This window comes from Tolypothrix bouteillei VB521301, from assembly GCF_000760695.4.
Lineage (GTDB): Bacteria > Cyanobacteriota > Cyanobacteriia > Cyanobacteriales > Nostocaceae > Scytonema > Scytonema bouteillei_A.
This window is the reverse complement of record NZ_JHEG04000002.1, coordinates 159,035-180,895: the sequence shown is the minus strand read 5'-3', so window position 1 is coordinate 180,895 and position 21,861 is coordinate 159,035. Positions and strand designations below refer to the sequence as shown.

Annotated in this window: 18 protein-coding genes; 8 read left to right on the top strand and 10 right to left on the bottom strand. The window is 42.1% G+C overall.

The annotated features are described in order from the left end of the window. Positions 1-66 precede the first annotated feature (66 nt). Together HC643_RS39570 and HC643_RS39565 are read right to left on the bottom strand one after the other, a co-directional pair. The gene (locus HC643_RS39570; RefSeq protein ID WP_038083041.1) at positions 67-1,197 is read right to left on the bottom strand and encodes a CO2 hydration protein; all 1,131 of its coding nucleotides are present in this window, start codon (positions 1,195-1,197) and stop codon (positions 67-69) included. Positions 1,198-1,493: 296 nt separating this feature from the next. After that, positions 1,494-2,990: an NADH-quinone oxidoreductase subunit M gene (locus HC643_RS39565; RefSeq protein ID WP_038083037.1), complete on the bottom strand. Its 1,497-nt coding sequence runs from the start codon at positions 2,988-2,990 to the stop codon at positions 1,494-1,496. Between the two features lie 58 nt (positions 2,991-3,048). On the opposite strand from HC643_RS39565, the gene HC643_RS42325 reads away from it, so the two are divergent. Further along, positions 3,049-3,174: a hypothetical protein gene (locus HC643_RS42325; protein ID WP_272900284.1), complete on the top strand. Its 126-nt coding sequence runs from the start codon at positions 3,049-3,051 to the stop codon at positions 3,172-3,174. A gap of 3 nt (positions 3,175-3,177) precedes the next feature. Here the strand turns inward: HC643_RS42325 and HC643_RS39560 are convergent, their stop codons facing one another. From HC643_RS39560 to purD, 3 genes are all read right to left on the bottom strand, one after another. Further along, entirely contained in the window at positions 3,178-5,019 is a 1,842-nt protein-coding gene (locus tag HC643_RS39560; protein ID WP_038083038.1) for an NAD(P)H-quinone oxidoreductase subunit F, read from the bottom strand. A gap of 208 nt (positions 5,020-5,227) precedes the next feature. After that, positions 5,228-7,159, bottom strand: coding sequence for a two-component system sensor histidine kinase NblS (gene nblS, locus HC643_RS39555; protein WP_038083039.1), 1,932 nt, complete (start codon positions 7,157-7,159; stop codon positions 5,228-5,230). 472 nt (positions 7,160-7,631) lie between these two features. Further along, complete coding sequence (purD, locus tag HC643_RS39550; RefSeq protein WP_038076261.1) at positions 7,632-8,906, bottom strand: phosphoribosylamine--glycine ligase; 1,275 nt, start codon at positions 8,904-8,906, stop codon at positions 7,632-7,634. 713 nt (positions 8,907-9,619) lie between these two features. On the opposite strand from purD, the gene HC643_RS39545 reads away from it, so the two are divergent. Beyond that, on the top strand, positions 9,620-10,567 hold the full coding sequence (locus HC643_RS39545; protein ID WP_038076276.1) for an NAD-dependent epimerase/dehydratase family protein: 948 nt from the start codon (positions 9,620-9,622) through the stop codon (positions 10,565-10,567). 221 nt (positions 10,568-10,788) lie between these two features. On the opposite strand, the gene HC643_RS39540 is transcribed toward HC643_RS39545, so the two are convergent. Both HC643_RS39540 and HC643_RS39535 read right to left on the bottom strand, forming a co-directional pair. Beyond that, complete coding sequence (locus HC643_RS39540; RefSeq protein WP_038076263.1) at positions 10,789-11,547, bottom strand: hypothetical protein; 759 nt, start codon at positions 11,545-11,547, stop codon at positions 10,789-10,791. Between the two features lie 124 nt (positions 11,548-11,671). Continuing rightward, the gene (locus HC643_RS39535) at positions 11,672-12,394 is read right to left on the bottom strand and encodes a hypothetical protein (protein ID WP_038076264.1); all 723 of its coding nucleotides are present in this window, start codon (positions 12,392-12,394) and stop codon (positions 11,672-11,674) included. Positions 12,395-14,370: 1,976 nt separating this feature from the next. On the opposite strand from HC643_RS39535, the gene HC643_RS39530 reads away from it, so the two are divergent. Genes HC643_RS39530 through HC643_RS39520 form a run of 3 tightly spaced genes read left to right on the top strand, consistent with a single transcriptional unit; the run spans position 14,371 to position 15,443 of the window. Further along, positions 14,371-14,889, top strand: a complete 519-nt coding sequence (locus HC643_RS39530) for an alpha-ketoglutarate-dependent dioxygenase AlkB (RefSeq protein WP_038076265.1) — start codon at positions 14,371-14,373, stop codon at positions 14,887-14,889. Between the two features lie 6 nt (positions 14,890-14,895). Then, positions 14,896-15,174, top strand: coding sequence for a pentapeptide repeat-containing protein (locus HC643_RS39525; RefSeq protein ID WP_038076266.1), 279 nt, complete (start codon positions 14,896-14,898; stop codon positions 15,172-15,174). Next, complete coding sequence (locus tag HC643_RS39520; protein ID WP_137986442.1) at positions 15,171-15,443, top strand: hypothetical protein; 273 nt, start codon at positions 15,171-15,173, stop codon at positions 15,441-15,443. Before HC643_RS39525 ends, HC643_RS39520 begins: the two co-directional genes overlap by 4 nt. 3 nt (positions 15,444-15,446) lie before the next feature. Here the strand turns inward: HC643_RS39520 and HC643_RS39515 are convergent, their stop codons facing one another. After that, the gene (locus tag HC643_RS39515) at positions 15,447-16,526 is read right to left on the bottom strand and encodes a YheT family hydrolase (RefSeq protein WP_038076268.1); all 1,080 of its coding nucleotides are present in this window, start codon (positions 16,524-16,526) and stop codon (positions 15,447-15,449) included. Between the two features lie 157 nt (positions 16,527-16,683). Here HC643_RS39515 and HC643_RS39510 point away from each other — a divergent pair, with 157 nt between their 5' ends. Beyond that, complete coding sequence (locus HC643_RS39510; protein ID WP_038076269.1) at positions 16,684-17,430, top strand: response regulator transcription factor; 747 nt, start codon at positions 16,684-16,686, stop codon at positions 17,428-17,430. 218 nt (positions 17,431-17,648) lie between these two features. Here HC643_RS39510 and HC643_RS39505 read toward each other — a convergent pair whose 3' ends face one another. Beyond that, a complete protein-coding gene (locus tag HC643_RS39505; RefSeq protein ID WP_038076270.1) occupies positions 17,649-18,404 on the bottom strand; it encodes a choice-of-anchor K domain-containing protein in 756 nt (251 codons plus the stop codon). Positions 18,405-18,782: 378 nt separating this feature from the next. Beyond that, the gene (gene chlP / locus HC643_RS39500) at positions 18,783-20,039 is read right to left on the bottom strand and encodes a geranylgeranyl reductase (protein WP_082051782.1); all 1,257 of its coding nucleotides are present in this window, start codon (positions 20,037-20,039) and stop codon (positions 18,783-18,785) included. A gap of 155 nt (positions 20,040-20,194) precedes the next feature. Here chlP and yidD point away from each other — a divergent pair, with 155 nt between their 5' ends. Continuing rightward, positions 20,195-20,689, top strand: coding sequence for a membrane protein insertion efficiency factor YidD (gene yidD / locus HC643_RS39495; RefSeq protein ID WP_038076271.1), 495 nt, complete (start codon positions 20,195-20,197; stop codon positions 20,687-20,689). Positions 20,690-20,800: 111 nt separating this feature from the next. Next, positions 20,801-21,817 (top strand): sulfate/molybdate ABC transporter ATP-binding protein, encoded by a 1,017-nt coding sequence (locus HC643_RS39490; RefSeq protein ID WP_038076272.1) that lies wholly within the window; start codon positions 20,801-20,803, stop codon positions 21,815-21,817. The last annotated feature ends 44 nt before the right edge of the window (positions 21,818-21,861 follow it).

The following is a 21,861-nucleotide window of genomic DNA, read 5'->3' as shown; positions in this document are numbered from 1 at the left end:
AGCTTCCCGTGTTACTAAGGGTAGTGGAAGGAGCGCATTTTTCTCAAAAATGCGCGAAGCTTGGTATTACTGGACATTCAGCAAACGAGAAGCAACGAAGCGATCCATCCAACTTTCCAAATATTTACGATTGCTTTGTTGTTGATAAGGTTCTTTAGTATCCAAGGGATAAGGTGATAGCCCTTTGATAGCGGCTGTCGCGACGCAAAACATGGATTTCTGGAAACTGCGGCAAATTTGTACGCGGAGATTGTCTTCTTTTCGGGGCGATCGCATATATACTTCGTGTAAGTACTCAGGTAGAAAATGGCGCAAATCTTGCATGAGTAAAGTAGGAGGAATTCCCGCACCACCCGTTATGAGAGGATCGGCATAAAGTACGCCATAAGCAAACTCAGATAGATCTTGAGGTATTTGCCGTGCTTGAGCATTGTAGGAAGTTGTACCAAAAAAGGGAGTTCCTCGAAAGAAAATGGTTTCCACATAAGGTACGGCTACATCTTGCAAAAATTTTAACCCGGCTGTTTTTGGAATAATTTTGTAAAGTTTTCCACGAATACTAACACTATAGGTGATGGGTGATTTGACTGCTACAGTTAGACCGGACTGAATATAGTCTGTCACTTGAGAAATGGAAGAGATTTCCTGACGGTTATAAAGCTGCGATAACTCACTAAAGAGATCGCTCATGACTCTCCAGAATTGACCTAAAGCACTATAATATGCTAATTGTCTAATTTGTTCTGGAAAAAAATTACGAAATAAATAATGAAAGCTTTTGAATAACAAATTGCTTTCAAATTTAGCCAGTATTGCTTCTTGGGCGGCTTGCTCAAATTCCAATGAATTTAAGTAGGTATCCAAACTACCCCCACCATGCCAAAACATAGTTTTAGCGCAATATTCTGCATATTCAAAATTTAAGCGATCGTCCCAAGCATAGCGGAGTAAATTGTTAGGCGTGGCTTCACCATTCATGTGTTTCAAAAGAGGAAATGGTTCTAAGAACGCATTGTTAGCAATGTGAAGAAGATTTTTGGAATAGGCATCTAAAACAAATGCATAACTGTGTAAAATTCCAACAACTTCTTGCAGATTTTGTAGAGAATCAGATAAGAGGCTTTCTCCGGCTTCCAAACGGTGAATATATTCTTTGAGGGGATGGGAAGACTGGTTGAGTTTTTTAAGAGTAACCATCATTGTGTTTCTACCAAAAAAGTAATCAAGAGTAGCTGGGGAAAGGTGACTAGTACAGGTCAGCAGAAGGCACAAAAGCTGTTATTTTCAGCTTTTTGTTTATTACTAATGGTCGCCTTATTTATGCCATGTTGTACTAGTGTCTGTCGCTCGGCAATCAGTGATAAGCCAATACGGTTCAGGTAACAATATCTCATCCTTGAAGTTCCCCCCAACCGCCCGCTCGAAAGCAGGGCTTTCTTCCCCCAATCAAGCGGGAAGCTAGGGGGATCGAGTCTTATCTGAACCGTATTGATTTAGAAGCGATCGACAGAAGGTTGGTTGATAACTAATAATTCAGAACTGGTAAGTTTCATTGCAGATGTGGTTGCTTCGCTTTTACTCATGAGCCAACCTGGTTGAATTCCAAATAGGATGATAATTGCTGCTAATATGGCTGCAGGAATTCGTTCTGACCATTTTACAGGAGGTAGTTCAGCCATTGCCTCAGGAAGGCGACCAAAGAAAGCGCGGTTAACGAGCGTTGTAAAGTATACAGCGGTTAATCCCGTACCCATCGTACAAAGAAGCGTTTGTATGGGAAAGACAGAAAAACTCCCTCGGAAACACAAAAACTCAGCAACAAAACCTGCCATACCGGGGATACCTGCACTTGCCATAACTGCTATCACCATAAGGGTTCCAATGACGGGTAAGCCTTGTTCTGGGTTGAACAACCCTTTAAGGATATTCAGATTGCGGGTACAGGTCTTATCGTAAACAATACCTACTAAGAGGAAGAGCAAACTAGAGATTAACCCGTGACTAATCATTTGAACAATGGCACCCATTAAACTTATGGGAGTTGCAGCCGCCGCAGCAAGCAAGACATAACCCATGTGTCCGATAGAACTATAGGCAATCATCTTTTTCATATCTGTTTGTGCGATCGCAACAATCACTCCATAAAGAACGCTCGCAACCGCCCAGGTAGCAAGCCAAGGTGAAAGAACTGACCATGCTTCAGGAAATAAGCCCAAGCCAAAACGTAAAAAACCGTAAGCCCCTAACTTAAGAAGAATTCCCGCCAACAGTATGGAAACGGGTGTTGATGCTTCAACATGAGCGTCTGGTAACCATGTATGGAAGGGAACAAGAGGTGTTTTTATAGCAAATCCCAGCAAAATTGTCACTAAAAGGGGGATTTGAGTCGCCAAAGGTAGAGCACTTGAAACTGAGGGATTGTAATCAAAGCTGGTAGCACCACTCATCCCAACTAATGCCAAAAAAGCTACAAGTATGAGAATGCCAGAAATTGCAGTGTAAATCAAAAACTTTGTGGCTGCATATTCCCGGCGATCGCCTCCCCAAATAGCAATCAGCAAATACAAAGGAATCAACTCTATTTCGTAAAATAGAAAGAACAACAGCAAATTTTGAGATAAGAAAGCACCTGACACCCCAGCATTTAAAAGCAAGATCAGCGTATAGAAAAACCGGGTTCTATGAGTGAGAGGATGAGTCGTGTAAATAGCAATGCTTGTAAGCAATCCATTAAGGATGAGCAAAGGTAGAGATAAACCATCAATTCCTAAATGGTAATGAATGCCCAATGTTTCCAGCCAAGGAATATATTCTTGAAATTGCCAAGTGGGATTTAATAATTGAAACTGGCTGCCTAAAAAGAGTGACAAAGCTAACATTACCAAAGAACTTCCAAATGCAATCCATCGTGCAATTTGAGATGTCACTTTAGGAAAAAATGCGATGACAGCAGCACTCAGTACTGGTATCCAAATCAAGGAACTGAGCATAGGGGTTAGAAACTTGTAGTGGTTTGTTGAGTGGAGATAGTCATTAGCTAATTGCTAATTGCTAATTGCTAATTGTTCAAAAGCCATCAGCTATCAGCCATCAGCCATTATTAGCCATCAGCTATCAGCCATTAGCCATCAGCCATTAGCCATTAGCTATCAGCCATTAGCCATTAGCCATTAGCCATTAGCCATTAGCCCTTAAAAATGTCATAAAAATAGTGAAAAAGCTAAGCCCCAATAAAATTGTGAGAACGTAAATTTGAGATTTTCCAGAGATACTGTATTTCAAACTTTGACCGCTCAAAACTGTAACTAATCCCAATAAGTTTACCGAGCCATCTAGAATGAAGCGATCGAACCAAGCTGTAAATTTGGATAACTGTGTTACCACAAAAACAACACTGATACGGTAAAACTCGCTGATATAAAAATCATAAGCTAGCATCTCATGTAAGAATTTCATGGTTTTTTGTATCGGTCTTAACCAGACTCGTCGCAGTTCAATGAGTGTTCCAATCCCACAACCCAAAACGCTAGATAGAAGTGGCAGCAAACTTGCTGAGATGTTCATAGCTTTCCATGATGGTATCAGAGCGAGACTTTGCAGCATGAAGGGAACGGATAGGGTAGTTACTGCCAAAATAACCATTGGTAATGCCATTTGCCATCCTACTTCGGGCGCACGACGGGTTTTGGCTTGAGATGAACCTAAGAAAACTAAACGAAACACGCGAGTGAGGTTAAATGCCGTTAAAGCATTTACAAGAAGCAAGATACTTACTAACCAAGGAGCATTGAACTGCCATGGCTCAATTCCTTGTGAGAAAGCCTCAAAATCACTCAGTGGAAATAATCCAATGAGTCCAGTTGTACCTATTATGAAAGCACCAGCTGTGATGGGCATGGTTTTTCCAAGCCCTCCCATTTCTGTAAGGTCTTGAGTGTTAGTTGTTGCGATCGCACAACCAATACTCATAAATAACAAAGCCTTGGCGATCGCGTGAGTTAATATTATCATCAGGGCAAAGTTTGTTGCTCCCGTTCCCACTGCAATAAAAACTAGCCCCATATAAGCGCTTGTGGAATGAGAAAGAGCGCGTTTGATATCGATTTGAGAAATAGCAACAAGAGAGGAACCAACAGCGGTAATTGTACCAATTGCAACTAAAGTTGTGAGGGCAATCGGTGAAATTGCTAAAATTGGTTGAAGTTTGACTAACACATAGGCACCACAGGAAACTACCAGGGAGTTCCGCAAAACTGATGCCGGATTGGGGGCTTCCATCGCTTCATCCAACCACAAATGGAGGGGGAATTGAGCACATTTTCCCGTCGGTCCTGCAATAAGTGCCAAACATAACAGTGCGAGTGTTTGTGATGGTAAATGTGTTGTTTGCGCCCATTGATATAAATTGGGAAAGTTTGTGCTACCTGCGTGAGTTGAAAGCGCCACAACTCCCATCAATAGCAAAATGTCTCCCACTCGTTTGGTTAAAAACGCGTCACGGGCGGCTGTCATAACTAAGGGTTGGGCGTACCAAAACCCTACGAGTAGGTATGTTGATAGAGTGAGCAGTTCTAACCAACCATAGGATAGTAGCAAGGAATTGGAAAGCGCTAAACCACTCATTGCTCCTTCAAAAAATCCCATCAGGGCAAAGAAACGAGCCAGCCCATAGTCCTTTTCCAAGTACCCTAGGGCAAATAACTGTGCTAAAAGGCTTAAACCTGTCACTAGTTCTATCGCCCCAACGCTAACGGATGAGATTTCTAGGGCAAATGATAGATCTAAATCCGCGACTTTAAACCAGTGGATGAATAACTCTTGGGGTGGTTTGTTCCAAAAGGCGCTAAAAACGAATAAACCGTGAATGTAAGCACTGAAGGTCGTGATGAGATTGAAGTAGGCAGCAAGGCGGGGACCAGTGCGCCGGATAATGCCTGTTGACCATGGCAGGGTGAGGATTGCTCCTAGCAAGCCGTAGAACGGTATGAGCCAGGTCGTTTGAATCAGAAGTTCTGTCATGAATGTCTCGTGAAGAATGAAAGAGCGAGGGTGAAATTATGAAAACCTTTCACTTCTTACTTCACACTGCACACTTTACTGTTTTTTCGTCAGTTCATCGTTGACATTCTTTGCTTTAGCAATTGTTAACTCATAACTATTTGGGTTCTGATTTAAGAATATCCAGCGGTATAAATTTTTTGATTGCATTCTATTATGCAGTAAAAGTTCAAGCTACGGTTGACAACTTCCCAACTTGAGATGCTTCTTCTTCATATACTGCTAAGTCAAACCAAAAAGTAGTGCCAACTCCAACTTCACTCACCAAATAAACTTTGCTGTGATGCTTTTCCATTATGTTTCTGACAATTGATAAACCCAAACCAGTTCCTTCTAGGGTATGCACTCGATTTTCGACTCGGAAGAAGCGGTCAAAAATAGCTTCTTGATCTTCTGGGGCAATGCCAATGCCAGTATCGGAAATTTCTACTCTAACTTGAGATGTCTGGCGATCGCTTGAATTTGTTCTTGGTTCGAGTTGGTAGGCACGCATTGCGACTTTTCCACCTGCTTGCGTAAATTTGAGTGCGTTACCCAGAAGATTTGCTAGCACTTGCAGCAACAGATCGTAGTTACCCACAACTAATGGCAGCTTCGGAGAAACTTCCTGAATCAGTTCAATGCCTTTATCTTTGGCATTCAATTGATAAGTCCGCAGCGTTTGTTCAATTGCTTGTGATAAATCGACACCATCTAAATGATACCTGCGACCTGATTCAAGTTTTGATAAATCCAAAACATCATTGACTAAGCGAGTCAACCTGTCTGTTTCATGATTGACAGTTTCTAAAAACTCCCGACGTTCTACCGCGCTTAAGTCTTCGCCGTATTCGTGTAATGTTTCAATAAAAGATTTTATATTAAATAGTGGAGTTCTTAATTCGTGGGAGACGTTGCTAATAAATTGGCTTTTTGCTTCGTTCAATTCTACTTCACGAGTGATATCTTGTACTGTAATTGCAATACCTTTAATACTTTCTCGTTGCTGGTTAACAACTGTTGTTAAAAGAATGCGGATTGTTCTTGGCGTGGTTTGGTTCAGTAGAAGGCGAAATTCTGCACTCTCGCATTCACCAAGTGCCATTTCATATAAAGGACGCTTTACTTCCATTTCTACCGAGGGCGGTAAGTAACGCAAAACATTTTCTCCGACAACTTCAATACCTTCCCAGTTAAAAATTCGCCTTGCTGTTGGGTTAACTAAAATGACTTGCATATTGTTATCAATCAGCACAGCACCATCGGCAATTGTAGAAACCAATGTTTCGAGTTTGGCTTTCTCTGCTGTCAGTTCTTCAATGTTTTGTTCCTCGTAATGCTCCAAGCGTTTTGCCATCTCATTAAAATTGAGAATTAACTCTCCGAGTTCACCTCCTAGTGGTAAGTCTATTTGCTGCTTAAAATTTCCTGCGGCAATTTGTTTGACCCCTACGAGTAATTCTTTGATGGGCTTGGTAATGGTTAAAGCATTAATCACTCCTCCTAAAATCACCATCACCCAAATCGAGATAAATACGGCAATGGTGACATCGCGAGTGAAGTTTGTAGAGATAACTGCAGCCGGGTTGGGGTTAATGCCAATCGCCAACACGCCTAAGTATTTGCCATCTACCGTCAAAGGAACAAACACATCGGTAACTTCCCCGTCAGGAGATCTGTGTTGCCGCACCATTGGTTTATCAGCGTCAGCAGCATAATCATCGGGTAGCTGTATTCGCCGTTTGATAGCAAGGGAAGTTTCCACTTCTGGTTCCCAAAAGGGAATGCCAAAATAAATTTTCCCCTCTTCATCGGCGTAGAGCATGTAACGTACACTAGAAGTGCTGCTGTAAAAGCGTTGAGAGAACTGTGACACTTCTGTAAGATTGCGATCGGCAATCAGTGGGGCAACGTTGGCAGCCAATAACAGCCCTAGATCCCGACCAAAGCGCGTGTCGTTTAGACGTGCATCTAGCTGAATCGTATTGATCGCCCAGAAGGTCAAACCACTCATTACCAAAGACACGACTAATGTAGCAGCCGCTAAAAGCTTTGTCTGGAGGGTGAACTCCGACCACCAATTGACAATTGCTTCTTTGATTGTTTTTAAAATAGCCAGCATCTTAAATTCAGCGTATTAAAAAGAGGTCAGGTTAGGGGTTAGAAATTAGGAGTCAGGGGTCAGGGAAGTGTGTTGTGCTTGCTTGACGGTAAAATTTTTGTCATCGGATCTGCCTAATTAAGCTGTGAGGCATTTAATTTTCTCATGTTGACTGAGGGGAGAGAGGATAGTGGGAAAGGATTTTGACTGATTTTCTCAAAGCCTGAGAATATGCAAATTATTATATGCAAGGCCAGCTTCTGTGAGTTCAATCGGTTTGGGAGGGCATCATTCCTGTTTTCATACTTATTTACAAATGAAAATAAACCTAACAACTCAAAATTAACAGTTTCTTTGACAAATAAGGAAGGGATTGAGGACAAGGTAGAGGGGGAGGGGGGGAGATGCGGGAGAGGGGGGAGAGGGGGTAGAAAATACTCTCTTGTCTTCCTTGTCTTCCTTGTCTCCCTTGTCTCCCTTGTCTCCCTACCCCCTATTTCCTTACCCGATACCCAATATCTCGTCGATAATACATTCCCTCAAAGTGAATCTGCTGTATCCCAGCGTAGGCTCGATCGAGCGCTGCATCAAAATCTTCCCCGATTCCAGTAACATTTAACACTCTACCGCCATCTGTTACTAACTGTCCGTGGTTGAGCTGAGTGCCAGCGTGAAATACAATTGTTCCTGATGCTTCTGCGCGATCGATGCCAGTGATGGCTTTTCCTTTTTCATAGGTTCCTGGATAACCGCCAGAAGCCGCAACTACTGTAGCACATGCTCCTTGTTTCCAAGTAATGGGTGGCATTTCACTCAAGCGCTGTTGTACGCAGGCAAGAATTAATTCTTCTAGAGGTGTTTCTAAGAGTGGTAGTATCACTTGTGTTTCTGGATCGCCAAAACGACAGTTAAATTCCAACACCTTAAATTCTCCTTGCTCGCCAATCATCAACCCAGCATATAATACCCCCCGGTAATCAATGCCCTTGGCTCGTAAAATTGCGATCGCTTTCTCTAAAACTTCTGTCTGAACGCTTGCCATCAACTCAGGTGTCACAATGGGGGCTGGTGCGTAAACACCCATCCCACCAGTATTTTCTCCGGTATCCCCCTCTCCAATGCGCTTGTGGTCTTGAGCCGGTAGCAACGGGCGAATTGAAACCCCATCAGTCAATGCCAACACAGAAACTTCTTGCCCGGTTAAATACTCTTCAATGACGACAAATTTTCCCGCACTGCCAAACTGTCCTCCGAATATGGCATCAATTGCTTTATGTGCTTGTTCCAATGTTTCGGCAACAATGACACCTTTACCAGCTGCCAATCCATCGGCTTTGACAACAATTGGTACTCCCTGAGCCTTGACGTAAGATTTGGCTGCTTCTCCCTCTGTAAATACCGCAGCTCGCGCTGTGGGAATACTGGCTTCTTGCATCAGTGCTTTTGCCCAAGCCTTGCTTGCTTCAATTTGCGCTCCTGCCTTGCTTGGACCAAAAACCAGAAAACCTTTGGCTTGAAGGTTATCTGTGATTCCCTTTGCTAACGGAACTTCAGGTCCAACGACAATTAAAGAAATACCCTCTCTTTGGGCAACTTGACTGATTCCCTCAAAATCATCTACAGACAAAGACAAGTTTTGGCAGCGTTCCATACTTGCCGTACCGCCATTTCCCGGCACGCACACAACCTGCTCGATTTGCTTTGATTGTAACAATTTCCAGGCAAGAGCGTGTTCCCGCCCTCCATTACCTACAACTAAAACTTTCACTGATGTCCTCTTAAGCTTGGGATCGGTTACCAGTTATCAGTTATCAGTTACCGATTGTCAGTGAATCATGAATTACCAGTTATCTCTCAATACTGGTCACTGGTGAGACCAGTGCGTTCCCTTGTGCATGGCACTTTCGTGCCATAGGAGGATTTCTCTTTGCAGGCAACTGGCGAACCCAGAGGGTCACTGGTCACTGGTTACTGTAATGACAACTTGCCGTACAATTTTTCACCAATTTTGATGCTTGTGCAAGCCCCTTCTTTTCTTAAAGGATATAAGTTAAGTTGAGGCAAACAATCTTTTTGGTTAATAATTGCGCTAAGCTCGTTCGCCTTTAGGCGAGATCCAGGCTAGACCCCCCAACTCCAAACAGAACAAGGTTTACATTTTTTTACATACTTATAGCTTTTCTTACCGACCTACTTCAGTCACTGTTTAACTCAAATTGAATTTCAGTTATTTTACCGAGCTATGTTGTTTTCCATTTAAATTTACTCAAAAAATAAGTAAATTCACTGTTGATATTAAGATATTAAATATCCTGAATTCTTCTGAAGACAGTTAAAAGTGAAAATGAATGTAATCTCTTGAGAACTTCATGATTTTATTTGTGGAATAGTAAAAAATAATTGTGAATTGATGGCGGTTCAACTACCAGAGAGATTAACGTGGAAGTTGAAATAGATTCAGGTATTGAAAAAGTACAAAACATGGTTAAAAGTATAGTTACTGGAGTTGCAGGATTTATAGGTTCCAACCTTGTAGAAGCTCTGTTGAAGCAAGGTGAAGAAGTCATTGGAATAGACGAATTTAATGATTACTACGATCCTGCATTAAAACGTAAGAATATCGCACACTTGCACAATCATCCTAAATTTGAATTAATTGAAGGAGATATTCGCGCCTTAGACTGGTTAACACTCTTAAAAGACGTTGACGTAGTTTACCATCAGGCAGCACAAGCGGGAGTTCGGGCAAGTTGGGGTCAAGGATTTCGTCTCTATACAGAACGAAATATCAGTGCTACACAAATTCTGTTGGAAGCGGCAAAAGATGCAAAACAGTTGAAAAGGCTAGTATTTGCTTCAACTTCGAGCATCTACGGCGATGCTGAGACTCTTCCAACTCATGAAGAAATGTGCCCCAAACCAGTTTCGCCTTACGGTATTACCAAACTTGCAGCCGAGCAATTATGCAGACTGTATCACAAAAATTTTGGTGTCCCTTACGTAGCGTTGCGTTATTTCACAGTTTACGGTCCGAGACAGCGTCCGGATATGGCGTTTCACAAGTTTTTTAAATCTGTGTTATCGGATGAGGCTATTCCTATCTATGGAGATGGTTATCAAACACGAGACTTTACCTTTGTGAGTGATGCCATAGCAGCCAATTTAGCTGCAGCGACTGTACCTGAAGCCGTGGGAGAAATCTTTAACATTGGCGGTGGTAGTCGAGTTGTACTAACCGAAGTTTTAGATACGATGGAAAAAATTGTTGGAAAACCTATTAAGAGAAACCACGTAGAAAAAGCTATGGGAGACGCCCGTCACACGGCTGCAGATGTCTCTAAAGCGCGGAGAATACTGGGTTATCAGCCTCAAGTTTCTCTAGCTGAAGGCTTGGCTCAGGAATGGCATTGGGTGAAGTCACTCTATTAGGGATTCCTCAAACGATTGCAAAAATATCCAATTTTTGCGATCGTTCCCAGCTTCTAGCTGGGAATGACTGCATGAAGGTTCCAACTGCTCTTTGTTAACCAGTAAGACATCGTTACTAACAACTTGCAACAAGTGACCTTTGCTGAGGAGCGAATGTCTGCAATACTCCACAAAAGTTCATCAAATTAGATTAAGCTCATTGTTATAGAGAATTGGCATCACTAGTCATCGGTCACTGTTAAAATACGAAAGCCATCACAGGGATAAATTCTTTTGATTCGGAAAATTTGACGGGGCTGAAAGCGATCGAGGGTACAAGTCCAAGTTATGGAAAAATCTAAGCGATGTTGGAACAACAACTGAATGCGCGAGCGTGAAGAAGATAAAAGTACTCCACGATAGCGAGTGAGATGAAAGTCAAAATTATCATCCTGAATAAATAAATCTAAATTCTGTGTTTCCAGAACAGCTTGACGCATCATTGGCTCTAGGATAAAAATCATCCCATAGCGTCGAATATATTTAACTTTTTCTCGATTTTGTCCAACCTTTTCACAAAGTCCATAACCTTCTAATAATCGCCCTTCCTCCCGGACTAAAGCAAGATTATTCCAAATTATTTGTTTATTGATTTCCCTTTCAATATACTCAATATCTTTCTTATGTAAATGTGAGAGCCGATCTCGATCTAGATCGGCTCGATATAAAGCATCAAGTAAAGTCGCTTCAGTTTTCCGCCACCCAATGTTTTCCGCCCAAGATGGAAGAGAAGCTTTTCTCAAGACAGTTCCCTCCTTTTTATTTTTAAATTTCCATAATTTAAGCGATCGCTGAAGAGGACGGTTGAGCGGAAATTTGTGACGACCTGTATATTTTGAGTTAACTTCAGTCAATTGAAAAAAAGCGGTACGAACAGTTTGAGGGGTTAGAATAACCAAACGACCCTTACCTGCTAGCGATAATTGAATCAACTCAGACATAAGCCATTCCAAATAATCTTTTGCGAATAGCCATTAGCCATTAGCCATTAGCTATTAGCCATTAGCCATTAGCCATTAGCCATTAGCCATTAGCCATTAGCCATTAGCCATTAGCCATTAGCCATCAGCTCTCTTCAGTTGATGGTAACTTAGCCATAATTATTTGGCTGATTCTGTTAATAACATCATCAACGACCGGATCGTTTTCTCTCCCTTTAGTATTTGCTTCATCAATAGCTACTTGAATAGCGGTTCCCAAATCATCTATCATTTCACCTAATTCATTGAGAAGTTTAATCTCAACACCGTAATCAACTTCTACTTTTTGAGTATAGTGGGTAATAACTTTATAGCGTTCTTCGTAAGTTCGCACTCTAGTACTTGAATCTTCTTCATAAGGAACGTATCGAGTTTCTACTTCTTCATGTTTTTGTTTTGGATGAGCAAGGGCAGGACGACCATCGATGGTGGTATTGTAAATAAGTTTGGGATTCCGTCGGGGAAGTTTGCGGACTAATTCCTTAAGAACCGCATGAGCGCTTTGCAGGGCGCGTAATTGCGGTACGGTAAGTTCTATAGAAATTCCATACCATTCAAAATTTCCTGTATTACTAGAATTTGCCTTTTGACGGGAACCGTGCTGGCTGACGACATCCCTAACAATTTCTAAAACATGAAGACTAATCTCTTCAGGAGAATAGTCTACATAAGTCTCTCTTATTTCATTCTGAAGTTCGTCTTGAGCGTTGTAATTGCGAACCCGTACTTCTTGCGCTCTAATTTTTTCAATCCATAAGATAGCTTTAGCCAGTTCCCGTTTTTGTTTGGTAAATGTACTTTGAACCATACTTAATTTTATTCTTAATAATTAATCATCAATGAAAAGGAAAGGTATTGCTTTATATCCGGATATAAGATACTCCGTCGTATTACTACTACAGGACTGCAAGGCTTAACAGTCTAAACCGAGGAGACTTTGCCACCAAGATGCTCCCTAGAGATTCTTACCAAATCGCTTAAAAACTTGAAGATCCAGAGGACTTATCTTGACTCAATTGCCTGCTTTCTTTTCTCCAAATTGTACGAAAACTAGTAAAAATAACTAACATCCGACAAAACATCTCTCTTTGAAAGTGGCTCTCTGAGTTACTAAAACCTCCCTGAAATCTTCAATAAAGACTTCAGCTAAACTCACCGATCGTCTCTATGTCACCATAGAAATGACTGACAGATTGATTCTCCGCACTTACGACTTTTTAAGGTAGTCGCTCCCCTAATAAGGATTACCATAAAGAATGACGACGCCGCCACGCCACAACAAAGTGAATTGAAAATAGACTTTATCGAGGAATTCCGCAGAATTTAAGTGTTCTTAAGCGAAAGAGTCCGTGCCTGAATCTCATAATATCTCAAAGTAAATTATATGACTGGGCAACGGCTGAAAGCCTTCCTCCCCTTCCAATACCTTCTTCCGAAAGCATGAAGAGTTTACGACCCCGACGAACATCTCAGTTTATACCCCCCCGAAGATTTTAGGCTACTTCAATCTTAAGTGTTTCAAGGATCTTTCCTATCCCCTACTTGTCTGGCAGAACGTTTTGTCATAATTTCTATGGTATTTTTCTCTTAGTTCTTGAAAAACTTATCGGACTCCACCTAAATTTTGCCGGATTTAGTAAAAACAAAAGCTTAGTTGGCAACATTGTCACTAGCTTGTCTTTGCAAAATTTAAATGAGACTCCTAGGTATTTCTTCTAGGATGTTAATGCTATAGTCTTGAACGAGATTTTTGTTCGCAAAGACATAACATCTTTACTTTTGCTGAAAGCTTAACCTTTCCTGCAATAACTTAAAACTAGTTTAAATTATTGCAATACCCATTAAATTCTATAGAGTATAATATTGTCTACTGAATTTAATGTTCTGTTATATATAGCACTCCTATTTGATGTTTGAACTGTAGGTAGTAGCGCATCTAGTGGTCTATCGCAAAAGTTTTGAGGAGTGAAACGTTTTTATCTCGATCCGGCGGTTCTACCTGGGAATGCATACAGCGAGGCAGAGCCTCGCTTTCGGGAGGCGGAGCCTCCAAAGACAGCATTCCCAGGCTCAGCCTGGGAACTAGGTGGCAGCTTATCAAAATTAATGCGATAGACCACTAGTAGTTCACCACATAAGTTTTAATGGGTAAAACGATGTTCAAGCTCATCCTCTTTTTCTCTTCCTCTGCGCCCTCTGCGCCTCTGCGGTTTTTCAATCAACCCTCAAATTCAATGTGGTGAACCACTAGGTTAATTTATTGGGTAGAAATTAATCGGTTAATGAGTCTGTGATTCTTTCCCCCCTGCCCCTCTGCAGCCTCAACCAAACAGTTTCAGGTGGATGCGGTAGTAGGGTGGGTATTGCCCGTACAAATCGTACCTGCTTGTTTACCTTTCTTCAGGGCTTTTAGGCTTTTTCGCTTCCCAAACACCGCTGGAAGTATTATTGATGATACGAAAAGGAGGTTAGACTGTAAACCTCAAGCCCACATTAACAATATTCAGCAAGGTTACCGAACGTAATAATCTTAATGCTCGGACTCGCTCTCCGATTCGATATGAACACAACAATGCGTCAAATATTACATAATGTTAATGATTTAAAAGATTAGAATAAAATTATGTCTATGCCAATTTTCAGGTTAAAGCATTATAAAAGCATTATATTGGAAGCTTGATGCTATGTAAACAAAGTTTTGCTTTGCAAGTTACTACAAGTTAATAACCAGTTTTATAGTAAAAAATATCAACTTTAATAAATTTTTTATTCTGTCAGTAAATAATGAATAAACCCGAATTACTCATTAGCGAATTATTTTTGCCTAACAGTCATTTGTTATTTGATACTCTTGTATCTAAGATTAGATGGGATGAACGTATATATGTAAGAAAAACAGCTAGTTTTGGCTCACCATATAATTACTCTAACATCAGTTATGAATCATGCCAAATGCTAGATGAATTAGTTCCTGTTATTGATAGGCTTGAAAAACGTTTTGGTTTTCGTCCTAATAACTGTTTGGCAAATTATTACCCAAACGGTGACTCAGTAATGGGATTTCATTCTGACTCACTTGATGAACTTATTGAGGCTACTGGTATTTCAATTATTTCTTTAGGGGCTGAAAGAATAATTACATTTCAAAATAAACAAGACAAAAGCAATGAACATAACTACTTACTCAAAAGTGGTTCTTTAATTTTTATGCCTCAAGAAACGCAGCGATACTGGAAACACGGAATTCTTAAACAACCAGAAGCACTTGGACGCATAAGTCTAACGTTTCGGTTGTTGAAGTAGTTTTGAATGCGGGATAACTCGCGGGGATGTCTCCAGAAGAGACAGGATGAAAAATTTGACCGCCAAAACTTGCGAGAGATTAACTTACAAGGAGCTAATTTAGCAGATGCTAGTTTTATTGGCACAGACTTAAGCTTAGCTAACTTGCAAGATACTGACTTATCTGAGGCAAAACTGGTACAAGCGCAGTTAGACGGAACCAATTTTACAGGTGCTACTCTCAGTGGAGCATATATTCAAGATTGGAATATCACCAGCGATACTAAATTTGATGGGGTACGGTGAGAATACGTTTAGCAAACGCAATTGTCAAGCATATCCCCTACGTTATGGAAGCATCCCAATTTGGCAAAAACACGTTTGCGATTGAAATCGCACGGCAGGTGCTACAACGGGGGGAACCCCCCTTCGGGTTCACCAGTCCCCAGGGCGCGGGAAACCCGCCTCCAGGGCAGGATTCACCGCAACGCACTGCCTCGACTATACAGGCGCTCGTCACCTTCTCAGCATGGGCGGGGTTAATTCATGTGGAGCCATTCAGTTTAGACTATTGAGCGTCAAGAAAAATTTTCTGCTAGCTGAGGACAGTTTTTCTTATTTAACCACTGTAAAGTTCGATTCCATGCCCACCAAGGATCTGGATCGCCTGCCTGACTCTGGCAATCTTTGCTACTGATGTAACCTACATGACCGCCATAACGGGTTAGTAGCAACTCCAATGCCTTGTTACTCTTGCAAATTGCTTGTAATTCGGGTATTATCGCAGGTTCAAAGAAGGGATCGTCTTCAGCGTAAATGATTAGCGTGGGTTTGGTAAGATGTGGTAGGATTGGCAGAGCACTGCTAGCATCGTAATAAGCTTCCACTGTGGGAAAGCCCAGTCGCTGAATGACTAGCTCCTCATCAAAGCCCCATATGCTGTTAGCCCGCTTAATCGCCTCAGGGTCAAGAGTTCCAGGATGAGCTTCATGAATCTTCCAGGCAAGTTTTTCTAATCCCCGTGCGATCGCTTGCTCGAGATATCTCCCCAAAGGATGTTTGACCAGATAAGCGAGCGATCGCCTTGAGTCCAAACTCGGACAAATGACGGCTGCACCACCAATATCGCTCTCTTGCAGCCCCAAATTCCGATTTTCTTTGGTAAGTTCCACAGAGGCTTTCACAGCCCACAGAGCCAACTGCCCGCCTAAAGAGTACCCGGTAAACCAAAATTGTCCGGGACATCCCATCTGTTTGGCGGTGGCAGCAATGCGGGTAAAATCTTCTCCTTCGTACAATCCATCACTCGTTAGCGTTGGAGACAATTCTGCTGTTTTGCCATGAGCACGCCAATCAAACAACACCACAGCATACCCTTGAGCATATGCTTTACGCCCTAAAATCTTGAGATACCATTGATTGTCCAAATCGCCTGTAATGCCATAAGTACCAACAATCGTGCCACGAGGATTTTTGGGAATGGCTATTTTACCGAAAATTGGTACTTCTTGGGCCCCAGTAAAAATGACTTCTTGATAAAGCGGCTCCGGGTCTTGGATCGTGCCTTCCCAATAACGCTGACCCCGCAAAGCGGTATAGACAGTCATCACCAAACCGTTTTGCAAAAACCATGAGGGACTGTAAGAGGGATAACACATGATATAGCCAATATAGTATAGTTTAGTTTTGGTTTTACAATCCTTTAATTTTAATCTTTATGTTAGATTTAAATTATTTTTTATAATCAGGAAAGCAATCTTTGTATCTACCAAAGGTTCTTATTTATCCTTAATAAGTAGTAATAATTTTTTAATAATGCCGAGGATTCTTGTCATAGACGACGACCCTGCAATTTCAGAACTCGTAGCCGTCAACCTAGAGATGGCTGGTTACGACGTTAGCCAAGCCGAGGACGGCATCAAAGGTCAAGCACTAGCTCTCCAGCTACAACCAGACTTGATCATGCTGGATCTCATGTTGCCAAGGGTAGATGGATTTACTGTTTGCCAGCGCCTGCGTCGGGATGAGCGCACTGCTGAAATTCCCGTGCTGATGCTGACGGCTTTGAGCCAAACACAGGATAAGGTGGAAGGTTTTAATGCTGGCGCAGATGATTACCTGACCAAGCCCTTTGAAGTCGAAGAAATGCTGGCACGGGTGCGAGCGTTATTGCGGCGTACTGACCGGATTCCTCAAGCCGCCAAGCACAGTGAAATTTTGAATTACGGACCTCTAACCTTAGTTCCAGAGCGTTTTGAGGCGATTTGGTTTGGTCAAACGGTCAAATTAACTCACCTAGAGTTTGAGCTACTGCACTGTCTCCTTCAACGCCACGGTCAGACAGTTTCCCCCAGCGAAATTCTTAGAGAAGTTTGGGGTTATGACCCGGATGATGATATTGAAACCATTCGCGTACATATCCGTCACCTGAGAACTAAGTTAGAACCAGATCCCCGTCATCCCCGTTATATCAAAACCGTGTATGGCGCAGGTTACTGCTTGGAACTACCAAGCGCCCCCCAATCAACAGAAAGTGCTTCCACGGCATCCGGTGTTGATTGATCTTCAGCGATTACCTAACCAGTAACCAAGCAACCAGCGTCTTCACCTATTGCGTTTTGAACGTAACAAGCGAGGGCGCGGTTTCTGTATGAGAGCACCAAGTATTCCAGTAAAACTTGATATTTCGTCTGTGTAGAGACGTGCTATAGCGCGTCTCTACTAAAAAATCTTAGTAGATTGGTAACTTTTATTACAAAACTACTAACTATCCCCTGAAGTTATTTGTTTTTATTCCTTAAGATTTTATTCTTGCGGGATAAAAGGTAGATGCTTAGTACTGATAAACCAGCAAGGCTCGCAGGTTCGGGGACTGTCTTCGGTGGTGTAATCCGAGTAATACGGGCGTAAATACCTGCTGTAATTTCGTCATCTTCATAGACGCGAAACTTTTTCACGGTGGTGTTACCACCATCTTGGCTAAAGCCAATGAGTTCCAAAAGGTAGTCATTCCCTCCAAAACTGAAACTGCGATCGCTAAAAGTGTTTTTAACAACGACAGAATCCGCGTCTTTCTCTCGATCGCCCTCATTAGTTGTGTTTTCTAACTCCAACTCGTATTGGAAGACCTCAGAGAATTGGAATGGTTCGGAGAAAGATAGGTTGAGACTTAATGATACAGAGTCCACATTAGTGCCTTGCGGAACTGTGCCATTAAAGTAGGTTAAATCACCTATCTTAAACACAGAGTTTTCCTGTGCTTGAAATGAATTGCCCTTCAGGGTCAGTTCATTTGCAGGTGTGCCGTAGATTGGGTCCTTTGGTTGACCATCCCCCCATGTAAAAGTATTGGTTCCCACACCTGTGTAGCGTGGATTGGTATTTACGCTCCCTGGATAAATAATGGGTTCTCCCCAAGTTGCTCTTGAGTCACCGAAAAAAGTTAGACCTAGAGCCTGACTGGAGAAACCAAGGACTGTGACAACACCCACAGTCAAAGTAGACACAGCAGTAGTAAGTACTGAACTGAGTTTCATGGTTAAGCCTTACTCCTACCTAGGAGCTGGTTTCAAGTAAGCATCCCGTCCACCTTAGTAAATTTACGGAAAAAGTGACAAGAAATTTATATATTTTTCACAAAATCTTTATATTAACTTTGCCAAGTCTTAGCAAAATTATTTTCTCTAACGGGTAAATATTACTTGTTGTATCAGCTTTTTAAGAGGTTTTTATTCTGTTGTATCTATTATTAGCTCACTAGGTGTAACGAGTATATTTTTTTGCTATTAAAAAAAATAAAATGATATATTCTGTGAGAAATAAAATATACTTTACATAACCTTAATAAACCAAGAGACAATAGAGAACTGGCAAAATTGTTCCCTATTGCCTCTTGCTTGTTCCCCATTGCTTTGTTAAGGAGCTAGAGCATTACCGCGAAGTAAACTACCAATGGTCTTAGCAGTAATTTTTAGCTGAGTGAAAGGATTAGCTGGTACAACTGTCTTGTACAGATAGCTGTCAAAGGTTAGCCTTTGGACATCGATATCGTCACACATTTCCACAAAAGCTTCACGTGTGGCATCAGAACGGTAAAATACGGTCTGTAGGAGATCTAAGACCTTGTAAGTTAGCCCGTACTTCCTATCCCAACGTTTTATATAGACTTTTAGGTCAGCTTCTGTAGGAATGCGACTACCGGCGTTGGACATTTCGACAATTGTTTCAGCGCACATCCGTCCCGACTTAGCTGCAAAGTAAATGCCTTCTCCAGAAGATTTAGTCACATAGCCTGCAGCATCACCTACTAAAGCAATTCTTCCTACAACCCGACGGGGGCGGGGATGTTCGGGAATGGGGTGTGCTTCCACCTTAATAATTTTGCCACCTGCGAGTTTTCTGGCAGCACGAGCGCGAATTCCAGCTTGTAGTTGCTTGATACTCGCTTTATTCACGTGCATTGTACCAGTACCTACAGCCACGTGGTCGTATTTGGGGAACACCCAAGCATAAAAGTCAGGAGACACATCATCACCAACGTACATCTCGGCGAGATCCTCGTAGTAGATCATGCGATCTTGAGGAAGGCGAATGCGCTCTTGGAAAGCGATCGCGTAATTGTAGTCTCCTGCATCCATTTCTTTGGCAATGCGGGAGTTAGCACCATCAGCCCCAACAATCACATCGACTTTTAGGGTTTTGGCAATTCCTTGAACACTACCTTCTGTGTGTTCTACGTAATGGATGGTATAGGGATCGGTACTGTTTGCTGGAATATCGAGTTTATGAACGGTGGCATTAATTAAATTTGCGCCCAGTTTGGCGGCGCGATCGCGTAGATAACCATCTAGCACTTCGCGACGACACATTCCAATATATTCTTCTTCTTTTTCCAGATTGATATCCACCTCACGATTGGAAGGCGATATCATCTTCATTTTCCGCACGCGACGGTCAATAATATTTTGGGGCAGGTCGAATTCACTCACCATACATAGGGGAATTGCACCGCCACAAGGCTTGGCATTATCCAGCTTGCGTTCAAATAGGTAGGTTTCAATTCCAGCTTTCGCTAATGTTTCTGCAGCTGATGAACCTGCTGGACCTGACCCAACAACAGCAACCCGTAGTGTCAAAGGTCTTCTCCCAATCTTTTCATTTACCGAAAGCATGGTATCACGGTCTTTTGATTGATTTTGCGCTTTCCTCTCAATCTCTGAAACAAATGCAACATTCCTTAATATTTCTCCAAATTGTGAATTGGGAATTGGGGTTTGGGGATTGGGAATAGTGAATTAGGAAACATCTATGGTTTATTACCCAATTTATGCAGGTCTCAGTGTTCGGCTCAATCAGCAGAAAAATTAGTGTTGCAGCAATTACTCAGTATCAAAAACATATTTCTCCTTACAAAGGATTTAGTTGTGCTCATCGAATTCTGTATGGTGGAGAATCTTGTTCGCAGTACGTCAAACGAGTCATTACTCAAGAAGGTTTGCGCGATGCGATCGCCAAATCTCGAATCCGATTTCAAGCCTGTTCCCAAGCCAATGGAATTTTGCGGGCGCAAATTGATGGTGAGGAATCGACAGAAGAAACACCAGGTAAAAAGCGTAGGAAAAACAATTGTACTAAAGATAAAGCCGGCCAATCGGACTGCACGAGCAGCGATTGTGATGGAGGTTGTGATTGTATCGAAGGGTTTGCCGATTTAGCAACAATTGATTGTAGTGGTTTGGATTGCAGTGGTGCAGACTGTGGCTCCTTAGATTGCGGTGCTGCAGATTGCGGCTCCTTAGATTGTGGTAGCTGTGGGAGTTGAGTGGTGCGATTGCAGCTCGCTTGTTACTGCTTGCTGCTGAATTATGGTATACTCCGATATACGCTAATCTTAATCAAAAACCCGTAGATTGGTTTCCGAGGTGCAGTCACAGTGGGCATAGTTGTTGAGAACGTATCTAAAGAGTTTGGCAATTTTAAAGCAGTAGATCGAGTCAGTCTGGAAGTTAAGAGTGGTTCTCTGGTAGCACTGCTTGGACCATCAGGTTCGGGTAAGTCCACACTGCTGCGTTTAATTGCGGGTTTGGAATTGCCAGACAGCGGTAAAATTTTGCTGACGGGTAAAGATGCTACATACCAAAGCGTACAACAACGGAAGATAGGGTTTGTATTCCAGCATTACGCTTTATTTAAGCACATGACAGTTAGGCAAAACATTGCCTTTGGTTTAGAAATTCGTAAAGCAACAAAAGCAAAAATCAAAGAACGGGTTGAAGAATTATTAGATTTAGTGCAGCTGAGTGGGCTGGGGAACCGTTATCCCTCACAACTATCCGGGGGTCAACGCCAAAGGGTAGCACTAGCGAGGGCGCTAGCAGTAGAACCAGAGGTTTTACTTTTAGATGAACCCTTTGGCGCACTTGATGCAAAAGTTCGGAAGGACTTGCGAGCTTGGTTGCGCCGCTTGCATGATGAAGTGCATGTAACTACTGTTTTTGTAACCCACGACCAAGAAGAAGCGATGGAAGTCTCAGATGAAGTCGTGGTTATGAATAAAGGGCGAGTAGAACAGATAGGGACACCAGCAGAAATATACGACCATCCAGCAACAGCGTTTGTGATGAGTTTTATCGGACCTGTAAACGTATTACCGAGTACATCTGGGATTTTCCAGAGTAATGGATTTGATGCTACCCATCCAGAAGTGTTTTTGCGTCCGCAAGATGTCATTGTGGAAACCAGCCCCAATGGTGCTACAGCTCCTGCTAGGGTGACTCGGTTGATACATTTGGGTTGGGAAGTGCAAGCAGAGTTGACTTTAGATGACGGTCAGGTAGTGACAGCCCATTTAACACGGGAACGCTATGACGAGTTAAAGTTAGAGCCACAACAAAAAGTTTATGTCAAACCAAAGGACGCAAAGTCTTTCCCACTGTATTATTCAATTTAAAATTGCGTGCTGTTAATAGTTGACTGTTGACTCTTAGCTAGCTA

Bases quoted from the DNA above. Each gene is read 5' to 3' on its own strand.
- yidD (WP_038076271.1), top strand. From the start codon at position 20,195: ATGCAGGTCTCAGTGTTCGGCTCAATCAGCAGAAAAATTAGTGTTGCA.
- HC643_RS39560 (WP_038083038.1), bottom strand. From the start codon at position 5,019: ATGACAGAACTTCTGATTCAAACGACCTGGCTCATACCGTTCTACGGC.
- HC643_RS39530 (WP_038076265.1), top strand. From the start codon at position 14,371: ATGAATAAACCCGAATTACTCATTAGCGAATTATTTTTGCCTAACAGT.
- HC643_RS39515 (WP_038076268.1), bottom strand. From the start codon at position 16,526: ATGTGTTATCCCTCTTACAGTCCCTCATGGTTTTTGCAAAACGGTTTG.
- HC643_RS39545 (WP_038076276.1), top strand. From the start codon at position 9,620: ATGGTTAAAAGTATAGTTACTGGAGTTGCAGGATTTATAGGTTCCAAC.
- HC643_RS39565 (WP_038083037.1), bottom strand. From the start codon at position 2,990: ATGCTCAGTTCCTTGATTTGGATACCAGTACTGAGTGCTGCTGTCATC.
- HC643_RS39540 (WP_038076263.1), bottom strand. From the start codon at position 11,547: ATGTCTGAGTTGATTCAATTATCGCTAGCAGGTAAGGGTCGTTTGGTT.
- HC643_RS39505 (WP_038076270.1), bottom strand. From the start codon at position 18,404: ATGAAACTCAGTTCAGTACTTACTACTGCTGTGTCTACTTTGACTGTG.
- HC643_RS39525 (WP_038076266.1), top strand. From the start codon at position 14,896: ATGCGGGATAACTCGCGGGGATGTCTCCAGAAGAGACAGGATGAAAAA.
- HC643_RS39510 (WP_038076269.1), top strand. From the start codon at position 16,684: ATGCCGAGGATTCTTGTCATAGACGACGACCCTGCAATTTCAGAACTC.
- nblS (WP_038083039.1), bottom strand. From the start codon at position 7,159: ATGCTGGCTATTTTAAAAACAATCAAAGAAGCAATTGTCAATTGGTGG.
- chlP (WP_082051782.1), bottom strand. From the start codon at position 20,039: ATGCTTTCGGTAAATGAAAAGATTGGGAGAAGACCTTTGACACTACGG.
- HC643_RS39535 (WP_038076264.1), bottom strand. From the start codon at position 12,394: ATGGTTCAAAGTACATTTACCAAACAAAAACGGGAACTGGCTAAAGCT.
- HC643_RS39570 (WP_038083041.1), bottom strand. From the start codon at position 1,197: ATGGTTACTCTTAAAAAACTCAACCAGTCTTCCCATCCCCTCAAAGAA.